Origin of the sequence: Pseudovibrio sp. Ad37 (assembly GCF_001623075.1) — a bacterium.
In the GTDB taxonomy this organism is placed as follows: domain Bacteria; phylum Pseudomonadota; class Alphaproteobacteria; order Rhizobiales; family Stappiaceae; genus Pseudovibrio.
In genome coordinates this window covers 1-13706 of sequence record NZ_LMCF01000157.1, presented here as the reverse complement: position 1 = coordinate 13706, position 13706 = coordinate 1, and the positions used below count along the sequence as shown (strand labels likewise).

Here is a 13706-nt window from a genome sequence, read left to right as displayed (position 1 = left end):
CCTTCCTGCCACACGTTACCGACGGAATCTTCAGTAAACGCGCCTTGAGTGATTGGACCCTGAGTTGACCCTTCAATGGTGATATAAGCGGGTGTTGGCATAGTATGCTCCTGGTGAGCGCCCTCCGATTGCGGATAGACGCAGCAAAACAAATAAATGAACCCCATTTGATGAGAATGGGCCACAGCCCCAGACACCAGTCTGCAGCTGCGTACCAACACAACTGCAACTTGTATGCCAAAGTGAGGGGAATAGTCGCAAAAACTTGCAATTCACCCTTATTCATTGAAATTACAAAGGAAATATTTTCAAAATACGTCTAAATTCAACAACATTGCGGAGTTGTAAATAAAATCCGCAACGTAAACTCACGCAAAAAATGGCTCAAAACTTATTGACCTACTTATACTCAAGCTAAGTAACTGATAAACATAATAAACAGCAGGCCGTTTTTGGCCCAACTTGAGCCAAAATAGGTCAGCCTTTGAAATATATAGGAAAATTCGAACAAAAGTTCAAAGACAAGGCACTGGATTGAGCGCTTCTAAGCCCCATATGGCCATCCCAACAGCTTCTTCTAGAAATGGCAGCTAGGCTGCAATTATCCGTGTTGTTATGTTTTCAAACTCTAGGCAACAAAAAACCCGCTAAGCTTTTGGCTTAACGGGTTTAATATTTGGTTGCGGGGGTAGGATTTGAATCCTACGACCTTCAGGTTATGGGGCTCTAATGAAGAAAATATAACTATCATTTTTTTCAATAAGTTAGCTGCCAATTCATTAAAATAACGACCCAGCATACACTAACTTCGCCGATATTACACAACACCAAACGATGTACCGCACAGGTCAAAACGAATACAGCTGTTGACGCGTAGGACGAAGTGTCGCTGAAATCAGAGACATAAATTTCTATTAAAAAAGAAGGCTGAGTAATCGTCGAAAACACATATGCTCGGGTAGCATCGTTCGCAATTCACAGTAAATTCTTCATATCTTTCACAATTTCTGAAAGATTTGCTATGACAACATCAGTGATTAACTGTCCTTTTTCTACACTAGCTGTTGCTGGATTTCCCACAATGCCACTCCCACCTGAGATCCGTTTCATCGACCGAATATAGTCGACCGAGTTTCCACCGACCAAGCCTGCATCATAACGCTCTCCAACCTCGACAAACTGCAACCCAAGCGGCATGCGATCTAGCTTTACTTTTTGTGGCTGAGCCAAGAGCATTACAGAGGTTTCAAATTCGCATGCATGACCTGTTCCAAGCTTCCCTGTGTCCGAAATTGCAGCCAATTGTTCGGAGGCAGCGCGCCACCAAGCTGTAAACAAAATACGGGCATTCTTCCCGCATCGTGCTCCCAGTTTTTCTGCAATTACTTTTCCAATTGCATTATTACCGCCGTGTGAGTTGAGAATAAGGATGTTTTTGAAGCCGTGATGAAGAACCGATTCAAGAATACCGAGTACATAATTCATGAAAGATTCGTGAGTAACAGTAAGGGATCCAGCAAAATCCATATGATGCTCAGAACAGCCAACTTTGACAGACGGCAGAGTTAGTACTGTATCGCCCAGACATTTATTGAGTTCACCTAAAAAGAATTCACCAATATCTGCATCTACTGATAACGGCAAATGAGGACCATGTTGTTCAATTGCTGCAACATTCAAAACAACCGGCGTTTCACGGTCAATCTTGCCCAGATTTTCTGTGGTCAGATCTTCCCAAATCACGGCATTCTCCCAAATAAATCAATTCAGCATACAAACCACAAAGGTCTAGTTATGCACCGCCCACATCTCAATTTCGACTTTGAATGTAGAGAGTAATCCTGCTTGAACAGCGGTCCTCACAGGTCGCGGCTCTGGCATATACTCTTGGTAAACGACGTTAAATCGCTCCCACTCTTCCAAGTCAGTCAAGAATACATTGACTTTGAAGACATCGCCCAGATCACAGTCGACTGTTTGAAGTTGCTTCAGGCAATTGTCGAGTGTGACGCGTGTTTGTTCTTCAATCGTTTCACCAATCACGTTGCCTTCATCATCAAGAGGCGCCTGACCTGAAATCAGAGCAATTTTGTCTGCCTTGACGATTAAGACCGGTGAGTATGGGCCAGCTGTTACATGTTGGCTTGCCTCTGAGGGAAGATGCTTTCCGATTTCCATGTGAATTTACCTCCACTTATGTGTTTACGCTCAGTATCATTTTGTCGAGAAATTCACGGCTTGCAGCCTCAGCTTTCTCCGGGTCATTTTGTTCTACAGGCTCAGCAATGGTCTCTAAAGAACGAACCATATTATTTCTGATGACCAAACTTACGCGAGTCTTGGGCCGCTCACCGCCAAAGCGAACGTCCTCACGTGCCTTGATGATTAAATCGAAAATATGTAGGAGAAAGCCGTTTTCAGTGACCTCATAAAGAAGACGAAAGAACTGATAAACACCTTCTTTGTAGTCGAGCCAATCTTCAGGACTAGAAACACGCTTTAAACGGTTACGCAGCTCCTGCTTATGTTCTGAGGTGGCATAACGTGCTGCAGTGGCAATGACCCAGGGTTCGAATGCAGCTCTGGCTTCAACGTGTTCTGCCAAGTTACCCTTAGTAATATCCACACCATGATCAAACGTTTCGACAGCGCTATCAAGGTGATCAGAAACAAATGTACCGCTACCAATCTTTCGAAAGATCAAACCTTTCTCTTCAAGGTTCTGCAGCACACGTTGTACCGCTCCTCGACTAACAGCAAACTGATCTGCAAATGCACGCTCGGTCGGCAGGCGTTGCCCTGGATTAAGGTCGCCATTTCTCAACGCATTCAGCAAGTGAGTATGAAGATCTATCGAGTGTGCGTCCTGTTTCATAACTCTCGTATTTCCCCAAATAAACAAAACTTTATGAGGTCCTAATATACCCGACTCTCTTTAGCTGCACCATTTTGATCGCAATGGATTGAATAATCAACCAAAATAGAACCAATTCGACCCAATATTCGATATATCACCACAAATTTGTAGAGTATAGGCGACGTAATACGCAATTCATTTTCATTGACTTATAGATATTTCAGTCCAATATAGATCCAATAAGGTCCAATTATGATGCGAATCTGGCTCGTGATTGGTCCAACAGAGACGTTATGCGCGTTTCATTGGTGGGAGATTTATATGCGCAGCTTTTGTGGGCAAGCCTCTCGGATTATCGACACTGTACTGAACAAGATTATAATTGCGATGTTCGCCGTTTTACTCTTCGACGTATGGTTCGCAGTCCTGGATCGTTACATCTTCAAGTGGCAGGTCATCTGGGTGGAAGAAGCGGCGCGCTACCTAATGGTGTGGACCATGCTATTAGCGATTGCGACGGCTATGTACCGAAGACAACATGTCTTCATCTCATTTATCTACGAAAAAGTACCAGAAAAGCAGCGCTTGCTGCTTGCTGCATTCATTGATCTTGTGAGCATCGCCGTCTTTTTTAGTATTGCTCTTCTATCTATCAGTTTCGCTTTTAAGGCCCTCGGTACACGTACCTCAATTTTTGGAATGCCTCTGACTGTTCCTCATGCTGCGGTCGGTGTGTCCTTCTTCCTCACCGCAGTTCAGCTTTCTCTCGTGTTTATCCGTGATTTCGGCAAACTTCCCGTTCAAATATTGGAAGTGGATGTTTCCAACGGAGCAAATCAGGAGGCAGACCAGTGATCGTTGCACTATTATTTGTTGTTAGCTTGCTGATTGGGTTGCCAATTGGGGTCGCAATTGGGGTTGCTACTTTTGCCGGTTATATCGCTCTTGGTGGTGGGATCGTTGATAATAACTTCCTCGTCATGATCCCAAGTAAAATTTTCTCAGCCTTAAACAGTTTTGCTTTTTTGGCCATGCCGTTCTTCATTTTGGCCGGCGAAATCATGAATAAAACCGGTATTACAGATCGAATTCTCCTGTTTGCCAAGGCGCTTGTCGGCCATTGGCGTGGAGGTTTGGCGCATACAAATATGCTCGCCTCATTGTTGTTTGCTGGTGTCTCGGGATCCGCTACAGCAGATGCGGCTGCATTTGGCAGAACTCTTGTTCCTGCTATGGTACGCAACGGTTATACTCGGTCCTATGCCTGTGCAATTACAGCAGCTGGCTCTATCGTAGGGCCAACTGTCCCACCCTCTAGTTTAATGGTGCTTTACGGTTCCATTATGGGGGTTTCTATTGCGGGCTTGTTTGCCTCAGGGATCCTTCCTGGTGCTGTTATTACGCTGCTGTGCATGGCAATGATAACTCTCACAGCCAGAGCCAAAAATCTTCCTCGCGAAGATATCCTCCTTAGTCGGCGCATTGTTTGGGCTGCTTTCAAAAAAGCGTTTCTGGCTCTCCTAATGCCCGGTATCATTCTTGGAGGCATTTTGGGCGGTATTGTTACGCCCACAGAAGCTGCCGCTATCGCTGTTGGCTACGCTCTTTTCATCGGCATGTTCGTTTACAAAAATCTAAAGCTTTCAGACCTACCCGAGATTTTGGCGAGAACTGCTCGCATCAACGGCGTTGTATTTCTTATCGTAGCGATTGCATCAGCGCTTGGCTGGTGGCTTGGGTTTGAGCGCATTCCACAGAATCTCTCCAAAGGTTTGCTTGTCCTCAGCGACAATAAAGACCTCATTTTGTTGATGTTGATTGGCATCCTGCTTGCCTTCGGCATGGTCATGGATATTGCCGCCGTGCTTATCATCATGGGTCCTGTCCTTTTGCCAATAATGGCTCAAATTGGTCTAGATCCCATTCATGCCGGTATTATCGTCGTCCTTGCTCTGAATATTTCTCTTATGACCCCACCAATTGGCGCGTGCCTCTTTGTACTTTCGTCTGTAACCGGCGAGAGGATTGGTGGGATCATGAAAGATCTCTGGCCCTTCCTTCTTTTGGAAGTAGCCATACTACTGGGGTTTGCATTCTTGCCGGATGTAGCCCTCTTCATTCCGAGACTGCTCGGCTTCTAAAATCTCTGGACATAATTGGGAGTTAATACCATGAGATCTTTAAAAACGTTGCTTGCTACCGTTTGCATGACCGCTCTTTTGGGAGGAGCTGCGCACGCTGAACTGATGCGTATCGGCCATGATGCACCTCCGGAAGCAAAAGGAAATGTGACACACGCCTATTCCGCTGTATTAGGTGCATCTGTTGAAGCTGCCACCAATGGTGATATTGATGTAGAAATTTATCCAAACAACCAATTAGGCAGCAGTGAAGAGCGACTACAACAGGTTCGAGACGGAATCATTCAGGGCACGATCGCATCTCTTGGTTCATTGACACCTGTGTACCCTGACCTAGATATTTTGAACTTACCGTTCGCTTTCGACAATATGGCTTCCGTCTACAAAGTATATGGAGGTGAGTTTGGTACAAAGCTGGCCAAAGCTATTGAGGCAAAGCTTGGGGATGTTGTGGTTTTGGGCATTGCCGATCCAGGCGGCTTCTTTGCACTAACCAATTCAAAGAAGCCAGTTAAAACGCTGGAAGACTTCAAAGGCATGCGCATTCGGACGATGACGGTGCCGGCACATCAGCGTCTTCTTCAAGCTTTGGGCGCAGAAGCCTATCCGCTGGCTTGGAGCGAAGTTTACACTGGTCTTCAGACAGGTGTAATTGATGGACAAATGAATCCAGTCCCAACCGTATACCGCACAAAGCTCTACGAAGTGCAGACAGCGACAAGCCTGATTAAGCATCTCTATAACCCGTTGTTCTTCCTTGTTAATAAACAGTTCTTTGAAGGTCTGTCACCAGAACAACAGGACATCCTGCGTGCTTCCAGCATGGAAGCTGTTGTTGCAACGCGTGGATTGGGTCGTATTTCTGAAGCCGAAGACACCATTGATCTCAAGGAAAAAATGGTCGTAAACACCCCATCCAAGGATGAGCTCGCCAGAATGCGCGAAGTTGCAGTGAGCGAGATGGACAAGTATTTTGATGAAACTCTGACAGACAGCGGAAAAACTCTACTGACAGAATTTAAAGCTGCAATCAATAAAGCAAATGCCTCTGTTTATCTGAAGTAGACATCAAAAAGATTTCATGGTCGGAGGTTTATCTCCGACCATTTTCTCCTGTCACTATCGGTAGCCCCAATGACAAAGCATACAATCGAGAAATTTGAATTCACTGAAGTCATCGTTCGTGCAAATCCAGGCGTTATCAACTCTGCCACACTGAACAAGCCATTGCATATGCTTCCCGTGGGAGCAAAAGGAACATGGTCAACTCAGTTTGATGAGCTACCAAAGCTCATTGTACGCATGACACTATCTGACGGCACGGTTGGCTGTGGCGAATTTATGAGAGATCACAATACCAAGCTGGTAAAAGATATCGCAGATAGCCTTTTAGGCGTTGCCATCGAAGACCTCAGTCTCCAGCAACTACCTATATTGCTCTCACGAGAATATGACGGATTTGAATGCGCGATTTGGGATGTTGCTGCAAAGCTACAAGGCCTCCCCCTCCACAAACTGCTTGGAGGAGCGCTTCAAGAAAAGGTCAAAGTTACTGCTTGGTCCAGCCACAGAACTTTGGATGAAGTTGGCCCATGGGTAAGGCAATATCAGGACCTAGGATTTGAAACGATCAAGTTCAAAGCAGATCTCGAAGATGATGTCGTTGGCATGTGTGAAAAAATTGCGGCACATGCTCCCAAGATGAAGGTGATTTTTGATCCCAATCAGAGATTCGAAAACCTGGGAGAAACAAAGAAAATAGTGCGTGGCCTTGAGAAGGTTGGGAACGTTATGATTTTAGAAGATCCAATGCCGATTTGGATGCTTCAGGACTACAAAGCCCTTCGCGAGTTTACAGACATCCGCATTATCAGACATATCTCATTGCCTTACATCTGGCAGGGACAACGTCAGCACGACATTATTAATGCCTTGACTCATCAAGCAGTTGATGGATTTAACTTTAATGGTGGTCTCTCAGCCTTCCATCGACTAGCGCAGGTTGCTCATTGCGCAAACTTCTACTTCTGGCATGGTTCTGAAGTGGATTTGGGAATTCTAGAAGCCATGTATGTGCATCAGGCCGCAGCTACTCAAAACTGCATTTGGCCAAGTGACATATTCGGACGCCATATACGCTCTCACGATCTCCTTAAAACACCATTGAAGTTTGAACCTCCTTTCGTTCATATTCCTCAAGGACCCGGATTGGGAATTGAGCTTGATGAAGACGCGATTAGCCAGTTCAAGACAACTGAGTTTGTTGTAGGCTAGATCAACCGCAAAACAACAACGCCGGTAGATTTTGCATCGGCGTTGCATTCTTCAAAACCATTGCTCTTTTCATACAAAGCTCTCAAGCCCATCACAAGGCACGAGGATAGAGCCTTTCAATAAGCGACTTAAGTACAGATTACCGAATGGAAACGAGCTTTTGATTGCTAATGTAATCTCAGCAAACATTTATTATTTGAACTTTCTGTTCCTCTTTTGATGTTCCTCCAACACCTGTCAACGCCTATGCGCCTAGAGAGGGCTACCTCTAGGCTTTCCCCTGTATGCTCGCACTTTAAACACCACAAGACAGAGGTGGTTCCGTTTATTTGGACAGGTGAGCGTGTTTTATAAGTGGATCCGCTCCGATTACGCAGCAGCTTGAGTTATGTGCTGCGGGTGGGTGCAGTAAGCCTGATCCGAGGTGTTCCAGTCAAGCGATGAATGTGGGCGCTTCTGGTTATAAAAGGTGATGTACTGCTTAATGGATTTTCTGGCCTCTGGCACACTGGCGTAGGCCTTGAGGTAGACTTCCTCATACTTGATGGTGCGCCAGAACCGTTCGATAAAAACATTGTCGCGCCATGCTCCCTTGCCATCCATGGAGATCTTGATCTTCTCACGCTTGAGTACATCGGTGAAGTCTATTGTGGGGGGGGGCTGTCATTCTGCATAGAGGTGTAGGTGGGTGAAAATGAATGAAGTTGTTGAAATTTATAGATTATATCATTTGAGACAGGGAAATTCATTTTGCACAGTGTTGCGCGAAATCTATTCAAAATGGGCGCTTAGGTGTGCATATAACGGTCAAAAATGAGCAAATAAAAGCAGCGCGTTTGAATTGGAGTGCTTTGAAGCCAGTTCAGGTGAAGCGGTGACCGCACCACACTACTTTACCAATGATATGAAAATCTTCAAGATCAGCGCGTTTTAGCAGCTCGTCTTTATACTCAGGGTTTTGGCTGATTAGCTCGACATCACCTTGTATTGTTGGACGTAGACGCTTGACCCGCGCCAACCCACCATAAACGAAGGCGTAAACTCCATCTGAAAGCGTATTACGTTTTTTATCGACCATCACTAAATCACCATCAGCGATAAGCGGGTCCATGCTGTCACCGTCTGCGGTGAGGATAATCAGGCCTTCTGCTGAAAGCCTCCCCAATTTTCCGCCCAAAAAGCTCTTGGTGAATGGAATATCTTCCAGCTTTTCGATGTTATCGCCGTTCAAAGAGCCGGTACCAGCAGCCAACTGAATATCAACGCGTGGGATGGTAATGAAACTTGTTGCTTGAACACTACCTGCTACTTCTCGCTTTTTCGGCCCTTCGCCAGTTACAAGCCAGTCCAAAGTTACGGAGGCTGCTTTGGCTATCGTAAGAAGCCCGCTTGCTTTAGGCTCTGAGCTTCCGGATAGGTAGTTCTCAAGTGTGCGTCGCGAGATGCCTGTAATCCTTGATAGCTCGTCGCCACTCCCTACCGCCTCTGCGCAGCTGCGGATGCGCCGCCCTAGCGTGTTATTTCCAAGTTCCTTGTTCATTTTGCAAACTAGGAACCGAAGTTCCCCCTATTTTTGCAAGTTCCCACATCTAAATAATGCCAATATTTTCAATGATATAGTAAAATATTGCCTTATTATATGCATTCTTCAAAGAGGGAACGAAAATTATTGCTTGATGTAATGGCAATAAATTTCTATTTTACTTACATTCGTTACCAACAAGTGCAAATCACCAAGGTGAGACGCACGGTGAATAAAAAAGCGGCTGCTGCAACAGTCCGCTTTTCAGGAGATACAATGGCTAAACACGCCCCTCAAGTAAAATGGGACAAGCATTCAATCAAGGCCGAGCTACACCGCAAAGAGTGGACGCTCACCGAAATTGCCGCCAGAGAAGGTATGCACCGTACCACGTTAACCAAGGCTCTGGAAACCGGAACCGGACGCGGTGCGGAGCTTATCTCCAAATATCTCAGTATTCCATTAGAGCAGCTATGGCCGAACCGGCGCAAGCGCTCTGCCCATGTGATTTACAATAGCGACAAACACGGCCCGAGCGCTAGTCAGAAAAAGCAATCTCTCGCTGACACTCCTCTTACTGAGGCCGAGGCGGCGGCATGAGAACGGCTCGTGCAACACGATGTGTCGCCCTGCGATTTTATCATCGCTTTGATTATGACGCAGGACACGACAATCACCTTAAAGACTTTGCCAGTGCGCTTGCCCTTAGTGTGTTCACCGCTGCCTTTATGCTGTGGGCCTGGATGTCATGCATAGCAGTTGCTTCATACCGGGCAGGATACCCGCTATGAGAACGCGCCGCTGCCAACACACTGACGATTTGCTGAGCTGGCAACCGCCACAGGTGGAGGCCCGCTTTGAACCAGCGCGGGTTCGCTCGTCGACTCCTTCTGGCAAAGTCTGCCGCGCCCTTTCTGAGGCCATGAAAGAAGATGGTCGCAGCCGCGAAGAGATCGCAGCTGCCCTCTCTGAACATCTTGGGGAACCCATCAGCCGGGACAGTCTGGATGCCTGGGCAAGCGAAGCGCGGGAAGCCAGCAATATTGCCGGGTATCGCCTGATCGCTCTCATCTCTGTTTTGAAATCAAAAAAGCTGCTCAACGAGCTGCTGGCTCGCACCGACATGATTGTGGTGGACCGTAAGTACCGCCCCTTAATTGAACGACAACTGATGGAAGAAGCGCAAACGCGCATCAAGAAGATGATCCAGCAAGCAGATAAAGAATGGAAGGGCCTAAAATGAGCGGAACAGTTCCAGCCCTGTTGGATAATGGCGCAAAGCGTGAGTGGTTTACATCACAGGAACTCGCCAACTTAGGCGTAGCTAATTTCCCAGCAACAAAACGAGGCGTTCAGAAATTCGCTTTAACTAAGGACTGGCAGTCCACTTCTCTTGCCCGTAAACGTTCTGGTCGCGGCGGCGGCTGGGAATACCATATTGACTTACTCCCGGAGGTCGCCCGCAAAGCGTTAGAAGCCCGATTCAACATTGAACGCCTTAACGCTGATGTGCCTGTTGTGCAGGAAATAACGCCAAAACCAACAAAAGTGACTCTGGCGGATGCTGACGGGGCACAGCGCCGTGCTGCGGAAGCCCGCAAGCAGATCTTGCAGATGGTGGAGCAGCTGGTCATGCGCGGCATGGCCTATGACAAAGCTGTGTGCGGGCTCACTGCCAAGGTGAAAGTGCTGCTCGGCCAAGAGGTGCTCACACCAGATGAAGAGCAGTTACTTCAGTTGGTGCGAACAGCCAAGGACAAGGGCACCGGGATCTCCCGCCGCGCTATTTACAACTGGCGCAAGGCGTTCAAGGAAAGCGGCTTTGCTGGCCTGATCCCCGGCAAACGCAAAAAAGATGCGCTCAACGCTTCCCGCTACGAATGGGCACCGGGATTTTTGAAATTTTATGCAGATCCGCGCAAGCCAACTTTAGCGCTGGCACTCGATCAATATCGGGCCAGTCTGGACGATCCTGCACAGGCTCCAAGTTACGATCAGGTGAAACGATATTTGACGAAGCTGAAGAAGGCCGACCCGATTGCTGCCTATAAGGGTCGTGAAGGTCTGCTCGCCCTCAAAGCCCGGAAGGTCTATGTGAGCCGGTCAACTGAAGGGTTGGAGCCAACCGATATTTATACCGGTGATGGCAAGACCTTTGATGCATTTGTTGGGCACCCGTTTTCCGGCAATCCGATCCGCCCTGAGATCACCAGCATTTTGGACATAGTGACCCGCAAATGCGTTAGGTACTCCATCGGGCTGAATGAGAAGGCCTATGACGTTTCTGAAGGCCTGCGCAATGCCAGCATGGCAAACGGGGTGCCTGCGGTTTTTTACGTCGATAACGGTAAGGGCTACAAGAACCTGCTGCTGGATGAAGCTGCTGTGGGCATGCTGTCCCGCCTTGGCACGCACAAAGAACACAGCATTGCCTACAACTCGCAGGCTCGCGGCATTATTGAGCGGTTCAACGGATCAGTTTACACCCGTCTTGCCAAAACACTGCCAAGTTATACAGGCCGTGATCTGGACCGGGAAGCGGCTCTGAAGCTGCACAAGAAAATCAAGAGTGACCTCAAAGAAACCGGTGCGTCTGATGTTCTGGTGAGTTGGAGCGAGTTCCTCAAGATTTTTGACGGGGCGCTGCAATACTACAATGACCGACCACACTCTGGCCTTGCAGAAATGCGCGATCCGGTCACGGGCCGTAAGCGGCACATGTCCCCCAATGAATGCTGGGCTACGTTCGAGGAAAATGGCTTTCGAGCCGTCACTCTTGCCAAGGAAGACAGTGACGACCTGTCTCGTCCGGCAGTACGGCGCAAGGTTTCTCGCGGCCTCGTTACAATTGAAAAGAACCGTTACTTCGCTCTGGAGCTTGAACGGTATGACCGCCGGGAAGTCATGGTTTGTTATGACATGCTGGATGCCAGCCAGGTATGGGTGCGCGAGCTTGACTTTGTGGAGGGCGTTGAAACGCCGGGCGCACTGATCTGCACTGCCAAGTTTGAAGGCAACAGCCAAGCTTACTTCCCCAAACCGGTTATCGAAAGCGCTCGCGAGAAGAAAGCCAAGACAGCAGCCAAACGGCTGGAAGATAAACTGCGCCGTGTCGAGCAGGAGCAACGTCCGGGCTATCTCGTGGAGCATTCTGGCGAGCAGCCCATGGAAGTATTTGCTTCGGCTCCCGGCTTTACTGACAGCTCAGACGACGACCTTTCTTCAGTAGTGTTGGAACCTTCTGGGGACGCGGAGAACGTGGTTCACATGGCGGAACCAATTGAAGCTCAAGAGCAGAAACCTCATCCCACAACCAAATCCGGCAGGCCAGTATTTAAGTCCAAGGAAGAGCTTGCCGTTTGGGTCTTGGATAATCCTGAAAAGATGACCGATCTGGACAAAAAAATCCTGTCGGACTGTGTGACCGACAGGACCTATCTGGACCTTTTTGAAGCGCTTGGCATCGACACGGAGAGCCTTCGAACTCTCCTCCGCGCCGCTGCCTGACGCCCCTTTAAACGCACTTAAGGAATTAACAGATGCGGAATGACTTTGTAAAGACCTCGAATGTGAGCCGGTTCCTGAACGCATTGACAGCACTCAATGAACGCGGTGCCCAGGAGGCTTGTCTGGTGGTCGTGGACGGACTGCCGGGACTTGGCAAAACGACCACTTTACGAAAATGGGTTGCCCAGACGGGCAGCATATATCTGCGGGCCAAGAAAGAGTGGACGCCGAGCTGGTTCATGAATGAGCTTCTGGAAGCCTTACGGGTGCATCCACCCCATGCCTTCCAGAAGAAATACCGCAAGGCGCTTGAAGAGTTAGCCGGACGTCAGGCCTCTGCTGGCATTGAAAGCCGGACTTTTGGTCTGGTGATTGATGAGGCCGATCACGTCTCCAGTAAATCAGCCATTTTAGAGACCATCCGGGATATCTCCGACATGATTGAACTGCCTGTCATCTTGGTGGGCATGGGCAAGGTCAATGATAACCTGACCCGCTTTCCGCAGGTCGCCTCCCGTGTCTCTCAAAAGGTTCGTTTTGAAAAATGCTCTGAAGACGATGTGCGGGCTTTGCTGGATGGCCGCTGTGAAGTGCCGGTGGCTGACGATCTGCTCAAATTCATCCGCAAGGTCTCCGGTGGATTTAACCGCGAAATTTTAGAGGCCATCGCCAATATTGAGCGCCATGGATTGCTAAACCCTCCCGGTAAAGGCGGGCTGACCATGGTAGACATGGCTGGTGTGACCATCATCAATGACCGGTCCTCCAACCGTCCCATCATGGTTCCGGGGGCGCTGTGATGGCTAAATCCCTGATTTCGACGGCCCTGTTGCATCACCTGAAAGGCGGAGAATGCCAGACGCTTGAGATGCTGGATGCCGACACCGCCCTCTCACTCTCGCGCAAGCAAATTATTGAAGCTGCCGGTTTTCTCACCATGAAAGGTTATCTGGAACGGGTGGAACGAGGTTGTTACCAGCTCACGCAGTCCGGGCGACAAGCTGCTGATGATGGGCTGGTTATTCCTCTTGGTGGAAGCAGCAGAGTGCAAAAGCACAAGCGTACACCCCGGCGCAATTCTTTGCGGCAGCGGGCGTGGAATGCAATGAAGATATCCGGTGCGTTTACGCTATCTGATATTGTTCTGGTCGCAGCGCAAGCCTCGGACAAACAGCCTGAAAGTAACCTCCAGCGATATCTTCGCTCACTCATTCAGGCAGGCTATCTGTGAATCGGCATGCAAAATTGACCCGGTTAGGTGGGTTATGAGCGTTTAAGATTGACCCACCTGTTTGTTAGGATCCGTGCATTTAGCGCGGGGCATGAACGGGTGATATTGATGGAAAGTGCAGCCAAGATCCGCCGTCTTGTTTTACGGGATGGTCGAAGTGTCCGGTCGGTCAGT

13 protein-coding genes and 2 pseudogenes are annotated in these 13706 nt (G+C 48.3%); 9 read left to right on the top strand and 6 right to left on the bottom strand.

Translation table 11 applies throughout. The features are described 5' to 3' along the window. From PsAD37_RS29535 to PsAD37_RS19760, 4 genes and pseudogenes are all read right to left on the bottom strand, one after another. A pseudogene (locus PsAD37_RS29535) lies at positions 1–101 on the bottom strand (type VI secretion system tube protein Hcp); the annotation flags it as partial. Between the two features lie 874 nt (positions 102–975). Next, a complete protein-coding gene (locus PsAD37_RS19770) occupies positions 976–1743 on the bottom strand; it encodes a creatininase family protein (RefSeq protein ID WP_063297596.1) in 768 nt (255 codons plus the stop codon). 45 nt (positions 1744–1788) lie between these two features. Then, the gene (locus PsAD37_RS19765) at positions 1789–2178 is read right to left on the bottom strand and encodes a RidA family protein (protein ID WP_063297595.1); all 390 of its coding nucleotides are present in this window, start codon (positions 2176–2178) and stop codon (positions 1789–1791) included. A gap of 16 nt (positions 2179–2194) precedes the next feature. Next, positions 2195–2875: a FadR/GntR family transcriptional regulator gene (locus PsAD37_RS19760; protein ID WP_063297594.1), complete on the bottom strand. Its 681-nt coding sequence runs from the start codon at positions 2873–2875 to the stop codon at positions 2195–2197. 303 nt (positions 2876–3178) lie between these two features. Between PsAD37_RS19760 and PsAD37_RS19755 the strand changes: the two genes are divergently transcribed. The 4 genes from PsAD37_RS19755 to PsAD37_RS19740 all read left to right on the top strand — a co-directional run bounded on the left by PsAD37_RS19755 (position 3179) and on the right by PsAD37_RS19740 (position 7272). Next, on the top strand, positions 3179–3712 hold the full coding sequence (locus tag PsAD37_RS19755) for a TRAP transporter small permease (RefSeq protein WP_063297593.1): 534 nt from the start codon (positions 3179–3181) through the stop codon (positions 3710–3712). Continuing rightward, positions 3709–4998, top strand: coding sequence for a TRAP transporter large permease (locus PsAD37_RS19750; RefSeq protein ID WP_063297592.1), 1290 nt, complete (start codon positions 3709–3711; stop codon positions 4996–4998). Before PsAD37_RS19755 ends, PsAD37_RS19750 begins: the two co-directional genes overlap by 4 nt. A 30-nt stretch (positions 4999–5028) precedes the next feature. Further along, a complete protein-coding gene (locus PsAD37_RS19745) occupies positions 5029–6063 on the top strand; it encodes a DctP family TRAP transporter solute-binding subunit (protein WP_063297591.1) in 1035 nt (344 codons plus the stop codon). A gap of 69 nt (positions 6064–6132) precedes the next feature. Continuing rightward, positions 6133–7272, top strand: a complete 1140-nt coding sequence (locus PsAD37_RS19740; RefSeq protein WP_063297590.1) for a mandelate racemase/muconate lactonizing enzyme family protein — start codon at positions 6133–6135, stop codon at positions 7270–7272. A gap of 369 nt (positions 7273–7641) precedes the next feature. On the opposite strand, the pseudogene PsAD37_RS19735 reads toward PsAD37_RS19740, so the two are convergent. Together PsAD37_RS19735 and PsAD37_RS19730 are read right to left on the bottom strand one after the other, a co-directional pair. Continuing rightward, positions 7642–7917: pseudogene (locus PsAD37_RS19735) on the bottom strand (integrase core domain-containing protein); the annotation flags it as partial. Positions 7918–8134: 217 nt separating this feature from the next. Further along, positions 8135–8812 carry an XRE family transcriptional regulator gene (locus PsAD37_RS19730; RefSeq protein ID WP_063297588.1) on the bottom strand — a complete coding sequence of 226 codons (678 nt, stop codon included), beginning with the start codon at positions 8810–8812 and terminating at the stop codon, positions 8135–8137. A 129-nt stretch (positions 8813–8941) separates the two neighbouring features. On the opposite strand from PsAD37_RS19730, the gene PsAD37_RS19725 reads away from it, so the two are divergent. From PsAD37_RS19725 to PsAD37_RS19705, 5 genes are all read left to right on the top strand, one after another. Continuing rightward, complete coding sequence (locus PsAD37_RS19725) at positions 8942–9394, top strand: helix-turn-helix domain-containing protein (RefSeq protein WP_193778306.1); 453 nt, start codon at positions 8942–8944, stop codon at positions 9392–9394. Positions 9395–9581: 187 nt separating this feature from the next. Continuing rightward, positions 9582–10037, top strand: coding sequence for a hypothetical protein (locus PsAD37_RS19720; protein WP_063297586.1), 456 nt, complete (start codon positions 9582–9584; stop codon positions 10035–10037). Further along, positions 10034–12301, top strand: coding sequence for a Mu transposase C-terminal domain-containing protein (locus tag PsAD37_RS19715; RefSeq protein WP_063297585.1), 2268 nt, complete (start codon positions 10034–10036; stop codon positions 12299–12301). Before PsAD37_RS19720 ends, PsAD37_RS19715 begins: the two co-directional genes overlap by 4 nt. Before the next feature lie 32 nt (positions 12302–12333). Then, entirely contained in the window at positions 12334–13101 is a 768-nt protein-coding gene (locus tag PsAD37_RS19710; protein WP_063297584.1) for an AAA family ATPase, read from the top strand. Beyond that, positions 13101–13532, top strand: a complete 432-nt coding sequence (locus tag PsAD37_RS19705) for a hypothetical protein (protein ID WP_063297583.1) — start codon at positions 13101–13103, stop codon at positions 13530–13532. Before PsAD37_RS19710 ends, PsAD37_RS19705 begins: the two co-directional genes overlap by 1 nt. Positions 13533–13706: the final 174 nt, after the last annotated feature.

What these genes read in the sequence shown, in the direction of transcription:
- PsAD37_RS19765 (WP_063297595.1), bottom strand. Translation starts at nt 2,178, where the DNA reads ATGGAAATCGGAAAGCATCTTCCCTCAGAGGCAAGCCAACATGTAACA.
- PsAD37_RS19740 (WP_063297590.1), top strand. Translation starts at nt 6,133, where the DNA reads ATGACAAAGCATACAATCGAGAAATTTGAATTCACTGAAGTCATCGTT.
- PsAD37_RS19710 (WP_063297584.1), top strand. Translation starts at nt 12,334, where the DNA reads ATGCGGAATGACTTTGTAAAGACCTCGAATGTGAGCCGGTTCCTGAAC.
- PsAD37_RS19720 (WP_063297586.1), top strand. Translation starts at nt 9,582, where the DNA reads ATGAGAACGCGCCGCTGCCAACACACTGACGATTTGCTGAGCTGGCAA.
- PsAD37_RS19745 (WP_063297591.1), top strand. Translation starts at nt 5,029, where the DNA reads ATGAGATCTTTAAAAACGTTGCTTGCTACCGTTTGCATGACCGCTCTT.
- PsAD37_RS19760 (WP_063297594.1), bottom strand. Translation starts at nt 2,875, where the DNA reads ATGAAACAGGACGCACACTCGATAGATCTTCATACTCACTTGCTGAAT.
- PsAD37_RS19715 (WP_063297585.1), top strand. Translation starts at nt 10,034, where the DNA reads ATGAGCGGAACAGTTCCAGCCCTGTTGGATAATGGCGCAAAGCGTGAG.
- PsAD37_RS19705 (WP_063297583.1), top strand. Translation starts at nt 13,101, where the DNA reads ATGGCTAAATCCCTGATTTCGACGGCCCTGTTGCATCACCTGAAAGGC.
- PsAD37_RS19755 (WP_063297593.1), top strand. Translation starts at nt 3,179, where the DNA reads ATGCGCAGCTTTTGTGGGCAAGCCTCTCGGATTATCGACACTGTACTG.
- PsAD37_RS19730 (WP_063297588.1), bottom strand. Translation starts at nt 8,812, where the DNA reads ATGAACAAGGAACTTGGAAATAACACGCTAGGGCGGCGCATCCGCAGC.